This window comes from Streptomyces sp. AM25 (assembly GCF_058146165.1).
On sequence record NZ_JBKIWN010000138.1, the window covers coordinates 74,404 to 89,727 of the forward strand.

Annotated in this window: 10 protein-coding genes; 9 read left to right on the forward strand and 1 reads right to left on the reverse strand. The window is 72.4% G+C overall.

Annotation, left to right across the window (positions count from 1 at the left end):
* Nucleotides 1-59: 59 nt before the first annotated feature.
* Nucleotides 60-245 (forward strand): hypothetical protein, encoded by a 186-nt coding sequence (locus tag ACLHRZ_RS40125; RefSeq protein ID WP_490423549.1) that lies wholly within the window; start codon nucleotides 60-62, stop codon nucleotides 243-245.
* 146 nt (nucleotides 246-391) lie between these two features.
* Here ACLHRZ_RS40125 and ACLHRZ_RS40130 read toward each other — a convergent pair whose 3' ends face one another.
* On the reverse strand, nucleotides 392-3,640 hold the full coding sequence (locus ACLHRZ_RS40130; RefSeq protein WP_490423653.1) for a S41 family peptidase: 3,249 nt from the start codon (nucleotides 3,638-3,640) through the stop codon (nucleotides 392-394).
* 361 nt (nucleotides 3,641-4,001) lie between these two features.
* Between ACLHRZ_RS40130 and ACLHRZ_RS40135 the strand changes: the two genes are divergently transcribed.
* The 8 genes from ACLHRZ_RS40135 to ACLHRZ_RS40170 all read left to right on the forward strand — a co-directional run bounded on the left by ACLHRZ_RS40135 (nucleotide 4,002) and on the right by ACLHRZ_RS40170 (nucleotide 15,284).
* Entirely contained in the window at nucleotides 4,002-4,574 is a 573-nt protein-coding gene (locus tag ACLHRZ_RS40135) for a TetR/AcrR family transcriptional regulator (RefSeq protein ID WP_490423654.1), read from the forward strand.
* Nucleotides 4,575-4,675: 101 nt separating this feature from the next.
* Nucleotides 4,676-6,892, forward strand: coding sequence for an MMPL family transporter (locus tag ACLHRZ_RS40140; RefSeq protein ID WP_490423550.1), 2,217 nt, complete (start codon nucleotides 4,676-4,678; stop codon nucleotides 6,890-6,892).
* A gap of 303 nt (nucleotides 6,893-7,195) precedes the next feature.
* Nucleotides 7,196-8,392 carry a MarP family serine protease gene (locus ACLHRZ_RS40145; RefSeq protein ID WP_490423551.1) on the forward strand — a complete coding sequence of 399 codons (1,197 nt, stop codon included), beginning with the start codon at nucleotides 7,196-7,198 and terminating at the stop codon, nucleotides 8,390-8,392.
* 152 nt (nucleotides 8,393-8,544) lie between these two features.
* Nucleotides 8,545-9,630: a Nickel transporter NicT gene (gene nicT, locus ACLHRZ_RS40150; RefSeq protein ID WP_490423655.1), complete on the forward strand. Its 1,086-nt coding sequence runs from the start codon at nucleotides 8,545-8,547 to the stop codon at nucleotides 9,628-9,630.
* Nucleotides 9,631-9,727: 97 nt separating this feature from the next.
* On the forward strand, nucleotides 9,728-10,900 hold the full coding sequence (locus tag ACLHRZ_RS40155; protein WP_490423552.1) for a serine hydrolase domain-containing protein: 1,173 nt from the start codon (nucleotides 9,728-9,730) through the stop codon (nucleotides 10,898-10,900).
* Between the two features lie 12 nt (nucleotides 10,901-10,912).
* A complete protein-coding gene (locus ACLHRZ_RS40160; RefSeq protein ID WP_490423656.1) occupies nucleotides 10,913-11,698 on the forward strand; it encodes an SDR family NAD(P)-dependent oxidoreductase in 786 nt (261 codons plus the stop codon).
* A gap of 87 nt (nucleotides 11,699-11,785) precedes the next feature.
* Nucleotides 11,786-13,528 carry a dolichyl-phosphate-mannose--protein mannosyltransferase gene (locus ACLHRZ_RS40165; RefSeq protein ID WP_490423553.1) on the forward strand — a complete coding sequence of 581 codons (1,743 nt, stop codon included), beginning with the start codon at nucleotides 11,786-11,788 and terminating at the stop codon, nucleotides 13,526-13,528.
* A gap of 139 nt (nucleotides 13,529-13,667) precedes the next feature.
* On the forward strand, nucleotides 13,668-15,284 hold the full coding sequence (locus ACLHRZ_RS40170; RefSeq protein ID WP_490423554.1) for a penicillin-binding transpeptidase domain-containing protein: 1,617 nt from the start codon (nucleotides 13,668-13,670) through the stop codon (nucleotides 15,282-15,284).
* Nucleotides 15,285-15,324: the final 40 nt, after the last annotated feature.

Below are 15,324 nucleotides of genomic sequence, written 5' to 3' on the forward strand. Positions count from 1 at the left end.
TTCCTGCGTGTGAGGCTGGCCGTGCCCGACCATCATCACCCCTGAGGAGTGAGCACAGCATGGGCATGAAGGACGACATGCAGAAGAAGGCGCAGCAGGCCAGGCAGAAGGCGCAGCAGTCGAAGCAGCAGGCGCAGCAGCGCGGCCAGCAGGCGCAGGACAAGGTGCGCGAGCAGCAGCAACAGCGCGAGCAGCAGGGCCGCCAGCAGTCGCTGGACGACATCCAGGACGACCTGGGCGACTAGGCGCTCCGCGGTAGGTGCAGTGCGTCGACTGCGGGCTCGTCGTGGCTGGTCGCACAGTTCCCCGCGCCCCTTCCCGATCAGTTCCCCGCGCCCCGTAAGGGGCGCGGGGAACTGCGCGATCAACCACTGACGACCCGCAGAAGAAGTCAGGCCCGCGGCGGCAGCACCGGCCGACGCAGATCCGGTACCCCCGAATAGTCCGGCGGCGCAGCCGCCCCGTGCCGCTCCAAAAGGTCCAGCGCCAGCGCCACCGCATCGTCCAGCTGCTTGTGCCGCCCCTCCGCCCAGTCCAGCGGTGTGCGGTCCACCTCGATGTCCGGCTCCACGCCGTGGTTCTCCACGCCCCACCGGTACGCGTCGAACCAGGCCGCGTTCATCGGCACCGTGATCGAGGTGCCGTCGCCCAGCCGGTGCCGTCCGGTCATGCCGACCACGCCGCCCCAGGTGCGCAGGCCCACGACCGGGCCGATGCCCTGGAGCTTGAAGGCCGCGGTGATCATGTCGCCGTCGGAGGAGGTCATTTCGTCGGCGATGGCGACGACCGGGCCGCGCGGCGCGTTGCTCGCGTACGAGACGGGCTGGGCGTCGCGCGTGAGGTCCCAGCCGATGATGGTGCGGGTGAGCTTCTCCACCACGAGCTCGCTGATGTTGCCGCCCGCGTTGCCGCGCACGTCGACGATCAGGGCCGGGAGCGACATCTCCATCCGCAGGTCGCGGTTGAACTGCGCCCAGCCGGATCCGCCCATGTCGGGGATGTGCAGGTAGCCGCACTTGCCGCCGCTCAACTCCCGCACGACCGCGCGGCGTTTGGCCACCCAGTCCTGGTAGCGCAGCGGCCGTTCGTCGACGAGCGGGACGACGGCGACGCGGCGCGCGTGCCCGTCGGCCTCGGGCGGGTGGAAGGCCAGCTCGACCGTGGTGCCGCCGGCCGCCGCCAGCAGCGGGTACGGGCCGGCGACCGGGTCGACCGGGCGGCCGTCGATGTGGGTGAGGATCGAACCCTCGCGGATGCCCGAACCGGCCAGCGGGGAACGGGCCTTGGAGTCCGAGGAGTCGCCGGGCAGGATGCGCCGCACGGCCCAGCTGCCGTCCTTCAGGTGCGTCAGATTCGCGCCGAGCAGGCCGATCGCGCGCTGGTAGTGCGGCGGGCCCTCGTTGCGGCGGGCGGGGGTGACGTAGGCGTGCGAGGTGCCCAGTTCGCCGAGGACCTCGCGGAGCAGGTCGGCGAAGTCGTCGGGGGAGGCGACCCGTTCGACCAGCGGCCGGTACTGCTCCAGCACCGCGTCCCAGTCGATGCCGCACATGCCCGGCTCCCAGAAGTACGCCCGGATGATCCGGCCCGCCTCCGCGTACGCCTGCCGCCACTCCTCCGCCGGGTCGACCTCGTGCAGGATGCGGCGCATGTCGATGAAGACGGTCGACTCGGGGTCGCCGGACTCGGTCGCGGGCACGGCCCGCAGGTCGCCCTCGTCGTTGACGACGAGCCGGGTGCCGTCGCCGCTGACCGCGAACCAGTCGATGGACGAGGTGAGTTCGGAGCGCTTGGCCTTGGCCAGGTCGAAGTGCTCCAGGGTGGGGCGGCCGGAGGTGTCGGCGGGGTTGGCGAAGGTCTCGCCGAGCGCGCCGGAGATCGGCCAGCGCAGCCACACCAGCCCGCCGCCGTTGACGGGGTAGAGGTGCGAGTACTTGGAGGCCGCGACGGGGAAGGGCGTCACCCGGCTCTCCAGTCCCTCGGCCTCGACCAGGGTCGCGCCCTCCTCGCCGCCGCCGTTCTCCTGGTCGAGCCCGCCGCCCGCCGGGCGGCCCTCGATGGTCAGCGCGAACGGCGAGGGCGTGGCCGAGGACAGCGGGACGAGGTAGGGGCGGCAGCCGAGCGGGAAGGACAGGTCGCCGGTGTGCACGTCGTAGACGGGGTCGAAGCCGCGCCAGGAGAGGAAGGCGAGGTAGCGGCCGTCGCGGGTGAACACCGGCTGCTCGTCCTCGAAGCGGCCGTTGGTGACGTCCACGACCGTCCCGTCCGCCAGCTTGGCGATCTTGATCTGCCGCAGCGACCGGCCGACGCGGGGGTGGGACCAGGCGAGCCAGGCCGAGTCGGGGGAGAACGACAGGTCGCGCACGGGCCCGTTGACGGACCGGACCAGCTCGGTGACCTCGCCCGTGCCCTCCGTCGAGGTGTCCACCAGCAGCAGCCGCCCGTCGTGCGCGGCGACGGCCAGGCGGGCCCCGTCCGGCGAGGCGAGCGTCTCGTGCACCCGCCCGATCCGCCCGGCCGCCAGCCGGTGCGGCACGGACGGCCCGGCGGCGCGCGGCAGTTGGGCGATCTCGATGGCGTCCTCGCCCTCGGCGTCCGTCACGTACGCGATCCGGCCGGTCGAGCCGAGCATCTCCGGCAGCCGCACCCGCACGCCCGGGGTGTCGGCGATGGCCCGGGCGGGGCCGTCGCGGTGGGTGAGCCAGTAGAGGCTGCCGCGTACCTGCACGGCGCTGGCCCGGCCGGTGGTGTCGACGGCCAGCGCGTCGACGTGGTTCGAGGCCTGCACCTGGTAGGTGCGGCGCCCGGCACGCGGGCCGCCGAGGCGGACGTCCAGCCGGCGCGGGACGGCGTCCGGGCCGAAGTCCTCCACCAGCCACAGCGCGCCCGCGCACTGGTAGACCACGCGCGAGCCGTCGGTGGAGGCGTGCCGGGCGTAGAAGTCGGCGTGGTCGGTGTGCCGGCGCAGGTCCGAGCCGTCGGGGAGGACGGAGTAGAGGTTGCCGGTGCCCTCGTGGTCGGAGAGGAACGCGATCCGGCCGCCCACGAACATCACCGAGTCCAGGTGGCCGTTCAGATCCGGCACCAGCCGCTGTCCGTGCAGCCACAGTCTGCCCGTGGCGCCGCCCCGGTAGCGCTTCCAGGAGGCGGGTTCGTGCGGCGGCTTGCCCGCGAGCAGCAGGGTGCGGTGCTCGCCGCCGACGTCGCCCATCGCGATGTCGGACACCGGGCCCCACGGCAGCCGCAGGCCCGGACTGCCGTCGGTGGGCAGCCGGTAGGCCCAGGAGAAGTAGGAGAACGGCTGGCCGTGCGAGGAGACGGCGAGGATGTCGTACCCGTCGCCGCGGTCGGAGGGCGCCCAGCCGCAGACCCGGGCGTCGCTGCTGCCCCAGTGGCTGAGCCGGCGGGCGGGCCCGCCGGAGACGGGCACGAGATGGATCTCGGGATCCAGGCTGCGCCAGGTGGTGAAGGCGATCGACTCCCCGTCGGGGGAGAACCGCGGATGCCCGCAGCGGGTGCGGTCCACCGTCAGCCGCCAGGCCCTTCCGCTTGCGCGGTTTCCGGGCGGGGGCAGCGGCGCGAGCCACATGTCGTCCTCCGCGACGAAACAGAGGAGGTCCCCGTGGAGATGAGGGAACCGCAGGTACGAGCCGCAGTCCGGCGAACCCGCAGGCCGTGTGCTCGTCTGCGGCTCGGAGGCCGCGCGTGCGTCGCTCGCTGCATTTGATCGTTCGCTTCTCCGCCCGCGCGGCGAAGCTGCAGGCTTCGTGCTGGTCTGCGGCTCGGAGGCCGCGCGTGCGTCGCTCACAGACACCATGGTTTCGGCCGGTAGGGCCAGCGGCAACTCGGTCCGTCTCCCGCCGTGACCGAGAACACCATCGAAACGGTCCCGTTTCGCTCCCGCCCGGCTTACGCTCGTACGGTACGAAACCGTTTCGTACGACGGGTTCGGCAAGTTCAGCCGGGAAGGAGGCGGAATGTCGACGGCCACACCCAAGCCGGCGGTGCGCCGCACCCGGTTGACGCCCGAACGCGAGGCCGAACTCTACGAGGCGGTTCTCGCACTTCTGCGCGAGGTCGGTTACGACGCCCTCACGATGGACGCCGTCGCCGCCCGGACCCGCGCCAGCAAGGCCACCCTCTACCGCCAGTGGAAGGGCAAGCCCGAGCTGGTCGCGAGCGCGCTGCGGCACAACAAGCCGATGAGTCTGGCGGACATCGACACCGGCACGGTGCGCGGTGACCTCCGGTCCATGGTGTGCAGCGCCGACCAGGAACGAATGGACAAGGACGCGGCCCTCATGCGGGGGCTCCAACATGCGATCCACCGTGATTCGGACCTGAAACAGGCACTGCGCGAGCTGCTGATCCAGCCCGAGATGGACGCCCTGGACGCGATGTTCCGGCGGGCCGTCGACCGGGGGGAGATCGAGGCGGACAATCCGGCGCTGGCGTTCGTCGGGCACATGCTGCTCGGCGGCTTCGTCGCCCGTCCGCTGATCGAGGACCGCACCGCGGACCCGGAGTACCTCAGCCGCTACATCGACGCCGTGATCATCCCCGCTCTCGGCCTCTAGCTCCACAACCCACAAGAACCACCTGACACGCCGCTCTCGTCGTCGGGCTGGTCTCCCATGCCCGTAATCCTCCGCACCGACCCGACGGGAGCACCCGCCTCGTGGCCACGTTCCTCTACAAACTCGGCCGGCTCGCCTTCCGGCGCCGCTGGTACGTCGCCCTGATATGGGTGACGCTGCTGGCGCTCGCCGGCGTGGGCGCCGCCACCGCCTCCAAAGCCACCAACGACAGCTTCTCCATCCCCGGCACCGAGGCGCAGCACGCCTTCGACATGCTGGAGAAGCGTTTCCCCGGTGAGCGCGCCGACGGCGCCAACGCACGCCTGGTGTTCAAGGCCCCCGAGGGCCAGAAGCTCACCGACCCCAAGAACAAGGCGAAGGTCGAGACGGTCGTCGCCGAGCTGAAGGACGGCGGCTCGCAGGTCGAGTCCGTCGCCGACCCGTTCCAGGCCAGGGCCGTCAGCAAGGACGGGTCCACGGCGTACGCGTCGGTCACCTACAAGGTGAAGTCCAACGAGCTCACCGAGGACTCGCGCACCAACCTCAAGGACTCGGCCCAGCACGGGCGTGACGCCGGGCTGACCGTCGAGACCGGCGGCAGCGCGCTGCAGTCCATGCCCGAGGGCGGCAACACCGAGGTCTTCGGCATGGTGGTCTCCGCCTTCGTGCTGCTGATCACCTTCGGCTCGCTGGTCGCGGCAGGGCTGCCGCTGCTGACCGCGATCATCGGCGTCGGCATCGGCATCTCCTCGATCACCGCGCTCTCCGCCACGCTGGGCCTCTCCAGCAACACCTCGACGCTCGCGATGATGATCGGCCTCGCGGTCGGCATCGACTACGCGCTCTTCATCGTCTCCCGCTACCGCGCCGAGATAGCCGAGGGCCGCGAGCGCGAGGAGGCCGCGGGACGGGCCGTCGGCACGGCCGGCTCCGCCGTGGTCTTCGCCGGCCTCACGGTCGTCATCGCGCTGGCCGGCCTGGCGGTCGTCAACATCCCGATCCTGACCCAGATGGGTCTCGCCGCGGCCGGCACGGTCGCCATCGCGGTGCTGATCGCCCTCACCCTGATCCCGGCGCTGCTGGGCTTCTGGGGCCGCAAGGTGCTCTCCCGCAAGGCCCGCAAGGGCGCCGCGGACGCGGCCGGGGACGCAAAGCCCAACATGGGCACCCGCTGGGCCCGCTTCGTGCTGCGCCGTCCGGTGCTGGTGCTGCTGGCCGGTGTGATCGGCCTCGGCGCGATCGCCGTCCCGGCCGCCTCGCTGGAGCTGGGCCTGCCGGACGACGGCTCGCAGCCCACGAAGACGACCCAGCGCAAGGCGTACGACCTGCTGTCGGACGGCTTCGGCGCGGGCTTCAACGGGCCGCTGATGCTGGTCGTCGACGCCGCCAAGAGCGACGACCCGAAGGCCGCGGCGCAGTCCGTGGAGAAGACGGTCAAGGGCCTGGACGACGTCGCCATGGTCACCCCGGCCCGCTTCAACCACGCCGGCGACACCGCGACGATCACCGTCATCCCCAAGTCCAAGCCCAGCGGCAAGGAGACCGAGGACCTCGTCCACGCGATCCGCGACAAGGGCGCGTCCATCAAGGGCGACACGGGCGCCCAGGTGCTCGTCACGGGCCAGACGGCGATGAACATCGACGTCTCGCAGAAGCTGAACGACGCCCTGCTGCCCTACCTGGCGCTCGTCGTCGGCCTGGCCTTCCTGCTGCTGATGGTCGTCTTCCGCTCGGTGCTGGTGCCGCTCAAGGCGGCGCTGGGCTTCCTGCTCTCCGTCGTCGCCGCGCTGGGCGCCGTCGTCGCCGTCTTCCAGTGGGGCTGGCTCAGCGGGGTCCTCGGGATCGAGGAGACCGGCCCGATCATGAGCATGATGCCGATCTTCATGGTGGGCGTGGTGTTCGGCCTCGCGATGGACTACGAGGTGTTCCTCGTGACCCGCATGCGGGAGGCGTTCGTGCACGGCGAGAAGCCGGGCGAGGCCGTGGTGACGGGCTTCCGGCACGGGGCGCGGGTGGTGACCGCCGCGGCGGTCATCATGATCAGCGTCTTCGCCGGCTTCATCGGCTCGTCGGAATCGATGATCAAGATGATGGGCTTCGGGCTCGCGATCGCGGTCTTCTTCGATGCGTTCGTCGTGCGCATGGCGATCGTTCCGGCGGTGCTGGCTCTTCTCGGCAAGGCCGCTTGGTGGCTGCCCGCGTGGCTGGGCAGGATCCTGCCCAACGTGGACGTCGAGGGCGAGGCCCTTGCCGTGCCGGCGGCTCCGGCGACCGCGTCGGTCGACCCCGACGAGGATCCGCGCCTGACGCGGGTCTGACCTTCCTGTAACGACGGCGGCTCGCCCGCCGCGGTGGGGGCCACCCTCCCGCGGGGGCGGGCCGCCGTCGGCGTCTGCGGGATGCGGTGCGTGATCGCGCCCCGAAGGGGTGCGGGGCTGCCACATCATGCGGCTCCGCCGCGTGGGCGCGACCAGCCACGACGCACCCGCAGCCGACGCACCGCCCCCCATGGCGGGCAGCCGGAAACGTGGCAAAGCCCACCCCGCGGAACCGCGGGGGCTGCAAACCACGTTTTCCCCATTGGCGCGATCGGGGGCGCGCGACAAGGAAAGGGCCCGCGTGTGAACCTGCTCGATCTGCTCCTGTTGCTGGTCGTCATCGGCTATGCCGTCTCCGGCTACCGCCGCGGCCTCGTGGCGAGCGTCGTCCTGCTCGCCGGCTTCCTCGGCGGAGCCGTCCTCGGCGTGTGGGCGCTCCCGTACGTCCTGCGCCCCTTCGAACCCGGCACCGCGACGGCCGCCGTCGTCGCCGTGCTCGTCGTCCTGATCCCGGCCGGCATCGGCCACGGCCTGGCCGGCCGGCTCGCCTGGCGGCTGCGCCGCAACCTGACCTGGGCCCCGGTCCGGGGCCTCGACGGCGCCGGCGGCGCCGCCGTGAACTCGCTGGCCGCCCTCCTGGTCGCCTGGGTGGCCGCGAGCGTGCTGGTCTCGGCGAACTCCACCCTGCTCACCCGCGAGATCCGGGAGTCCTCGCTGCTCGGCGCCGTGCAGAAGGCGATGCCCGAGCAGGCGCCCACCTGGTTCAGCCGCACCACGGACGCCCTGGCGGGGGCGGGCTTCCCGCAGGTGTTCAACCCGTTCGAGAGCGAGCCCGCCACCAGCGTGCCCAAGCCCTCGGGCGACGCGGTCACCACCGCCGCCACCCAGGCGGCGCGCGACAGCGTCGTCAAGATCGAGGGCGTCGCGGACGTCGGCAGCGGCCGCCGCGGCCAGGAGGGCAGCGGCTTCGTCTACGCCGACGAGCACGTGATGACCAATGCGCACGTGGTGGCCGGGGTCACCGACCCGACCGTCCGCGTGGGCGGCGTCGGGCGGACGTACCGGGCGAAGGTCGTCCTCTTCGACCCGAAGAAGGACGTGGCCGTCCTGGACGTGCCGGGCCTGGACGCGCCCGTCCTGCCCTTCGACAAGAGCGCCAAGCGCGGGGACGCCGCGGTCGTCGCCGGCTACCCCGAGAACGGCGGTCTGGACCTGCGCGCCGCGACCGTCGCCAACGAGCTCCGGGCCAAGGGCCAGGACATCTACGGCGACGGCGTCACCACCCGCGACGTCTTCTCCGTGCGCTCCACGGTCCGCCCCGGCAACTCCGGCGGCCCGCTGCTGACCCCGTCGGGGAAGGTCTACGGGGTGGTCTTCGCCCGCTCCACGGCCGACTCGGAGACCGGCTACGTGCTGACCGCCGAGCAGGTCGCGGCGGACGCGGCCCGCGCGGCCAGGGCGACGGTGCCGGTGGACACGGGGAGCCGGGCGGCGCAGTAGCGCGCGGCCCCCGGGCATCGGCGCACTCAGCTGCACATGGCTTGCAGCTACGGCAGGAACGCGCCTACGGTGTGCCGTCTTTTGCTCACCCGTAGGAAGGTCCTGCCGTGGCCAGCTCCGTTCCCTCCCGCCTGCGCCGCATACCGGCGGTGATGACGGGCGCCGAGTGGCGCCGCATGGGCGGCATGGCCGCCTTCATCCTCGCCCTGCACGTCATCGGGTGGTTCACACTCGTGGCCGTCGTGGCCCCCGAGCACCACACCCTGGGCACGAAGACCTTCGGCGTCGGCATCGGCGTCACCGCCTACACCCTCGGCATGCGGCACGCCTTCGACGCCGACCACATCGCGGCCATCGACAACACCACGCGCAAGCTGATGCACGAGGGCAAGCGGCCGCTGTCGGTGGGCTTCTGGTTCTCGCTCGGCCACTCCAGCGTCGTCTTCGGCCTGACCTTCCTGCTCGCCCTCGGCGTCAAGGCCCTGGCCGGGCCCGTCCAGAACGAGAACTCCGGGCTCCACGAGATCACCGGCTGGATCGGCACCACCGTCTCCGGCGCCTTCCTCTACCTCATCGCGATCTTCAACGTGGTGATCCTGGCCGGGATCTGGAAGGTCTTCCGGCAGATGCGCGCCGGCCACTTCGACGAGGCGGCGCTGGAGGAGCAACTGAACAACCGCGGGCTCATGAACCGGCTGCTCGGCCGCGTCATGAAGTCGATCAGCAAGCCGTGGCAGATGTACCCGCTGGGCCTGCTCTTCGGGCTGGGCTTCGACACCGCCACCGAGGTGGCCCTGCTGGTCCTGGCCGGCTCCGGCGCCGCCTCGGGCCTGCCCTGGTACGCGATCCTGTGCCTGCCGGTGCTCTTCGCGGCGGGCATGTCGCTGCTGGACACCATCGACGGCTCGTTCATGAACTTCGCCTACGGCTGGGCCTTCTCCAAGCCCGTCCGCAAGGTCTACTACAACCTCGTCATCACCGGCCTGTCCGTGGCCGTGGCGCTCGTCATCGGCACCGTCGAACTGCTCGGCCTGATCGCCGACAAGCTGGACCTGCACGGCGCGTTCTGGGACTGGATCGGCGGACTCGACCTGAACACGGTCGGTTTCGTCATCGTCGGCATGTTCTTCGTCACGTGGCTGCTCGCGATGGTGGTCTGGAAGGCCGCCCGCGTCGAGGAGAAGTGGACCGCCCACGTCCGGCCCGCGCCCGCCCCGGCCGCCCGCACCGAGGCCTGACCCGGGCCCCGGCCCCGCCCACCCCCGTGCAACGCGCGAATCGGACACGTTGCACCATGGTGGACTGGCAGCAATCGGCACGGCAGGAGCAGTACCAGTGGACGTCCACGGCACGACGGCGGACGGGTTCGAACCCGTCCGCACCGCCTTCGCAGACAACTTCGCCCTCCGCGGCGAACGCGGCGCCGCCGTCACCGTCTACCGCGACGGCACCAAGGTCGTCGACCTCCACGCCGGCACCCGGGACGCCGACTCCGGCGACGAGCCCTGGCGGCACGGCACCGCGCAGGTCGTCCGCTCCGCCACCAAGGGCGTCGCCGCCGCGGTCCTGCTGCTCCTGCACCAGCGCGGCCAGGTCGACCTGGACGCGCCCGTCGGCACGTACTGGCCCGAGTTCAAGGCGGCCGGCAAGGAGCGCGTCCTCGTCCGGCACCTGCTCGCGCACCGCGCCGGGCTGCCCGTGCTCGACGCCCCGCTCACCCCGGCCGAGGCCGTCGACGGCGTCAGCGGCCCGCGTGCGCTCGCCGAACAGGCGCCCGCCTGGGAGCCCGGCACCGACCACGGCTACCACGCCCAGACCTACAGCTGGCTGCTCGGCGAGCTGGTCCTGCGCGTCACCGGGCGCACGCTCGGCACCTGGGTCGCCGAGGAGATCGCCGGCCCGCTGGGCCTCGACCTGTGGATAGGCCTGCCGGACGCCGAGCGCGACCGCGTCGGCCGGATAGCCGACATCGAGGCCCCGCCCGCGCCCGCCTCGGCAGGGCTGCGCGTCCGCGCCAAGCAGTCCGTCACCGACGCCTACCGCGATCCGGAGTCCCTCACCCGCCGCGCCTTCGCGGCGATCGACCCGCACCCGGACGAGAACGACCCGGCCTACCGGGCCGGCGAGCTCCCCGCCTCCGCGGGCATCGCCACCTCCGACGCGCTGGCCCGCTTCTACGCCTCCCTGACCGGCGTCGTCGACGGCGGCCACCGCCTCTTCGCCCCCGCCACCCTGACCCTCGCCCGCACCGAGGAGTCGGCGGGCCCGGACCGGGTCCTGATGGTGGGCACCCGCTTCGGACTGGGCTACATGCTGCACGGCGCGGCCTGCCCGCTGCTGGGCCCCGGCTCCTTCGGCCACCCCGGCCGCGGCGGCTCGCTCGCCTTCGCCGACCCCGAGTCGGGCATCTCCTTCGGCTACGTCACCAACGGCATGCAGAAGAACGTCACCGCCGACCCGCGGGCCCAGGCGCTGGTGCGGGCGGTTGCGAAGTCGCTCGCCGGGTAGTCACTCCGTGTGCTGAGACGGTTCGACGGCTGGACGGTCCTGATCACCGGCGCCGGGCGCGGCATCGGCGCGGCCACCGCGCGGCGCCTCGCCGCCGAGGGCGCGCGGGTGCTCGTCACCGACGTGGACGGGGAGCGCGCGGAGAAGGCGGCGGCGGGCATCCGGGAGACGGGCCTGACGGCGGAGGCGGCGCCCTGCGACGTGGGCGACCGGGCCGCGGTCGAGGCGGCGGTGGCAGCGGCCGTGGAGCGGTTCGGCGGGCTGGACGTCCTGGTCAACAACGCCTTCGCCTGCCATCCGGACCCGGCGCTCGTCGAGGACGAGACGGACGAGGCCTGGCAGCGCGACCTCGACATCACGCTGAACGGCGCCTTCCGCTGCGTCCGGGCGGCCATGCCGCACCTGGCCGCCGCCGGGGGCCGCGGCGCGGTGGTCAGCATCGGCTCGGTCAACGGGGAGCAGGACTTCGGCAACCACGCCTACAGCGCGGCCAAGGCCGGGCTCGCGAGCCTGACGCGCACCCTGGCGGGCCAGTGCGCCCCGCGCGGGGTCCGGGTCAACCTGGTCGCGCCGGGCACGGTGGACACGCCCAACTGGGCAGGCCGGGAAGCCGCGTTGGAACGGGCCGCGCCCCTGTATCCGCTGGGGCGCGTGGGACGCCCGGAGGACATCGCGGCGGCGGTGGCGTTCCTGGCGTCGGAGGACGCGGCGTGGATCACGGGGGTGACGCTGCCGGTGGACGGCGGGATCCTGATCGGAAACCTGGGGCTGCGCGCGGCGCTGAGGGGCGCCCCGTAAGGGGCGCGGGGCACTGCGCGAGCAACCGAAGCCGACCCGCACCGACAGGACGGGCCCTCTCACAGCCCCGTTCCATACGATGGCGCGGTGAGCACTGACACCGCGACCCAGGAACGGAACCCGCACCCGTGGCAGCACAGGCTCCGTCGCTACGGCTACACGGGCCGACGGAGTCGAACGGGCGTGCGGGAGCGGCTCGTGCCGCCCTACCCCGAGCCGGGCACGCGGGTATGGGAGGCGCTGGGCGCCGGCCCGGTCCTGGCCTACCGCCTGGCCCGTTCCACGGGCTGGGCGGCCCCCCTGGCCGTCGCCCTGCTCGCAGGCCTGACCCGGTTCTGGAACCTGGGCAGTCCGAATGCGGTGATATTCGACGAGACGTACTACGCCAAGGACGCCTGGGCCCTGTGGAAGTACGGCTACGAGGTCGACTGGCCCAAGGACGCCAACGACAAGATCATCGCCGGGCATTCGTACGTCGGCGACGCCGCGGCGTACGTCGTCCACCCCCCGGTGGGCAAGTGGGTCATCGGTATCGGTGAGCAGCTCTTCGGGCTGAACCCTTTCGGCTGGCGGTTCATGGTCGCGCTGCTGGGCACGCTCTCGGTGCTGATGCTGTGCCGTATCGGCCGTCGTCTGTTCCGTTCCACCTTCCTGGGCTGTCTGGCCGGCGGGCTGCTGGCGGTGGACGGGCTGCATTTCGTGATGAGCCGTACCGCGCTGCTCGACACGGTGCTGATGTTCTTCGTGCTGGGGGCCTTCGGCTGCCTCCTCGTCGACCGCGACCACGCACGCTCGCGCCTGGCGGCGGCCCTGCCCGGGGACGAGGACGGCGAGGCACATGCCGATCCCGCCGTGGGCGGCCGGCTGCGCCTGGGCCTGCGCCCCTGGCGGCTGGCGGCCGGCGTCCTGCTGGGCCTGGCCTGCGCCACGAAGTGGAACGGGGCCGTCTTCCTGGCCGCGTTCGGCCTGATGACCGTGCTCTGGGACGCCGGCTCCCGGCGCACCGCCGGGGCGCTGCACCCCTGGCGCTCGGCGCTGCGCCGCGATGTGCCGTGGGCGTTTTTGTCGACGGTGCCGGTGGCGCTGGGCGTCTATGTCGCCTCGTGGGCGGGCTGGTTCCGTAAGAGCGGCACGTTCAGCCCTTCGCTGGGCTGGCAGCACAGCGGCTACGACCGGCACTACGCCGAGACCGAGGGCGGGCACGGCACGGGCGGTCTCCTCGACGGGATCCTCAACCCGCTGCGCAGTCTGTGGCATTACGAGCAGCAGGTGTGGGACTTCAACACCACGCTCTCCTCGCCGCACACGTACCAGTCGAATCCGTGGAGCTGGCTGGTCCAGGCGCGCCCGGTCTCCTATTTCTACGAGTCCCCCAAGCCCGGCCAGGACGGGTGTCCGGCGGATGCGGCCGGCAAGTGTGCGCGTGAGGTGCTCGCGCTGGGCACGCCGCTGCTGTGGTGGGCGGCCTGCTTCGCGCTGCTGTACCTGCTCTACCGCTGGGTGCTGCGGCGTGACTGGCGTGCGGGGGCGGTGCTGTGCGGGGTGGCTGCGGGGTATCTGCCGTGGTTCCTGTGGCAGGAACGCACGATTTTCGTCTTCTACGCCGTGGTGTTCGCGCCGTTCCTGTGCCTCGCCGTGGCCATGATGATCGGGGCCATCCTCGGGCCGCGCGGTTCCTCGGAGCGGCGCCGGGTGAGCGGTGCGGTCGTCGCGGGGACGCTGGTCCTGCTGATCGTGTGGAACTTCGTGTACTTCTGGCCCCTTTACACGGGCCAGGCGATCCCGATCGACGCGTGGCGCAACCGGATGTGGTTCGACACCTGGATCTGACCGCCTGTGTGAAACGTTCCGGCCACCCTCGCGCCGTATGTCACTCCTGTCCCGTAGAGTTCCCCTGAAGATTTAATCGACTGATTAAAAGCTGGTCCGAGCCATGGGGGGAACCGTGGGGGCCAGGAGGGGGAACGGCATGCACAAGGGTGCGAAGTACGCCGTCGGCGGGGTCGCCGCCGCGCTGGTGGGGGCGGCGGGCCTGGGGGTCTGGAACCTCGCCGACGCCATCGGCGGCGACGGCGGTTCCGCGCACACGCAGGCGGCACCGGTGGAGACGGGGCCGCCGAGCGCGAGCGAAGTGGAGTCGACCGCCCGCGACTTCCTCGCGGCGTGGGAGGCGGGCGACGCGGAGAAGGCCGCGGGCCTGACAGACAACGCCCAGGCGGCGACGGCGGCGCTGACCGGCTACCGCGACGCCGCCCATGTCGAGAAGGTGACGTTCCGTCAGGCGGCTGCTTCGGGCGCCACGGTGCCCTTCACGGTCACCGCGGAGGTGGCCCTCGGCGCGCAGCGGTCGACGTGGACGTACGAGTCCTCGCTCGCCGTGGTGCGGGGCCGGGGCAGCGGCCGTCCGCTGGTCGACTGGCAGCCCGCCGTCCTGCACCCGCAGTTGGCCGCCGGCGAGTCGCTGAAGACGGCGGCGACGGATGCCCCGCAGGTCGTCGCCGCCGACCGTGACGGCAAGGAGCTGGACCCCAAGGAGTACCCCTCGATCGCCCCGCTCCTGCCCGAACTGCGCAAGCGGTTCGGGGAGAAGGCGGGCGGGCAGCCGGGGGTCGAGGTGCGCAGCCAGGGCGCCGGCGGTGCGCCGGGCAAGACGCTGTTCGTGGTCTCCAAGGGCAAGCCGGGCACGCTGCGCACGACGATCGACGCGGGTGCGCAGCGCGCGGCCGAGGCGGCGGTCGCCCGGCATGCCGACGCCTCGGTGGTGTCGGTCAAGCCGAGCACGGGCGAGATCCTGGCCATCGCCAACGCGCAGAAGGCGGGGTTCAACGCGGCGGTCGGCGGGACGACCGCCCCCGGTTCCACGATGAAGATCCTGACGTCGGCAGTGCTGCTGGAGCAGGGCAAGGCGTCGCCGGGCAAGCCGCTGCCGTGCCCCAAGTTCGCGACGTACGGCATGCAGTTCCACAACGTGGAGAAGAGCGAGAACCCGGGCGCGACGTTCGCCCAGGACTTCGCCGCGTCCTGCAACACGGCGTTCGTCTCCCTGGCCGGCCAGTTGTCCGACACCGCGCTCGCGGACGAGGCGCGCGACGTCTTCGGCATCGGGCTGGACTGGAAGGCGGGCATCTCCACGTTCGACGGCAAGGTCCCGTCGGACTCCGGGGCCGGCAAGGCCGCCGCGATGATCGGGCAGGGCCGGGTGCAGATGAACCCGCTGACGATGGCCTCGGTGGCCGCCACGGTCCGCCACGGGTCGTTCCGGCAGCCGTACCTGGTGGACCCGTCGGTGGACGGCCGCGAACTCGCCCGCGCCCCGCGGTCGTTGCCGTCCGGCGTGGCCTCGGACCTCCGCTCGATGATGCGGCTCACCGCCACGGCGGGGACGGGGGCCGGCGCGATGTCCGGCCTCGGCGGGGACATCGGGGCCAAGACCGGCTCCGCGGAGGTGGACGGCCAGGCCACGCCGAACGGCTGGTTCACGGCGTACCGCGGGGACGTGGCGGCCGCGGCCGTGGTCCCGCAGGGCGGGCACGGGGGTGACTCGGCGGGACCGATCGTGGCGGCGGTGCTGCGGTCCGTGGGGTAGCGGCGGGGTGGCCGGGCCCCGGTCCCGCCGGTGATTGAGG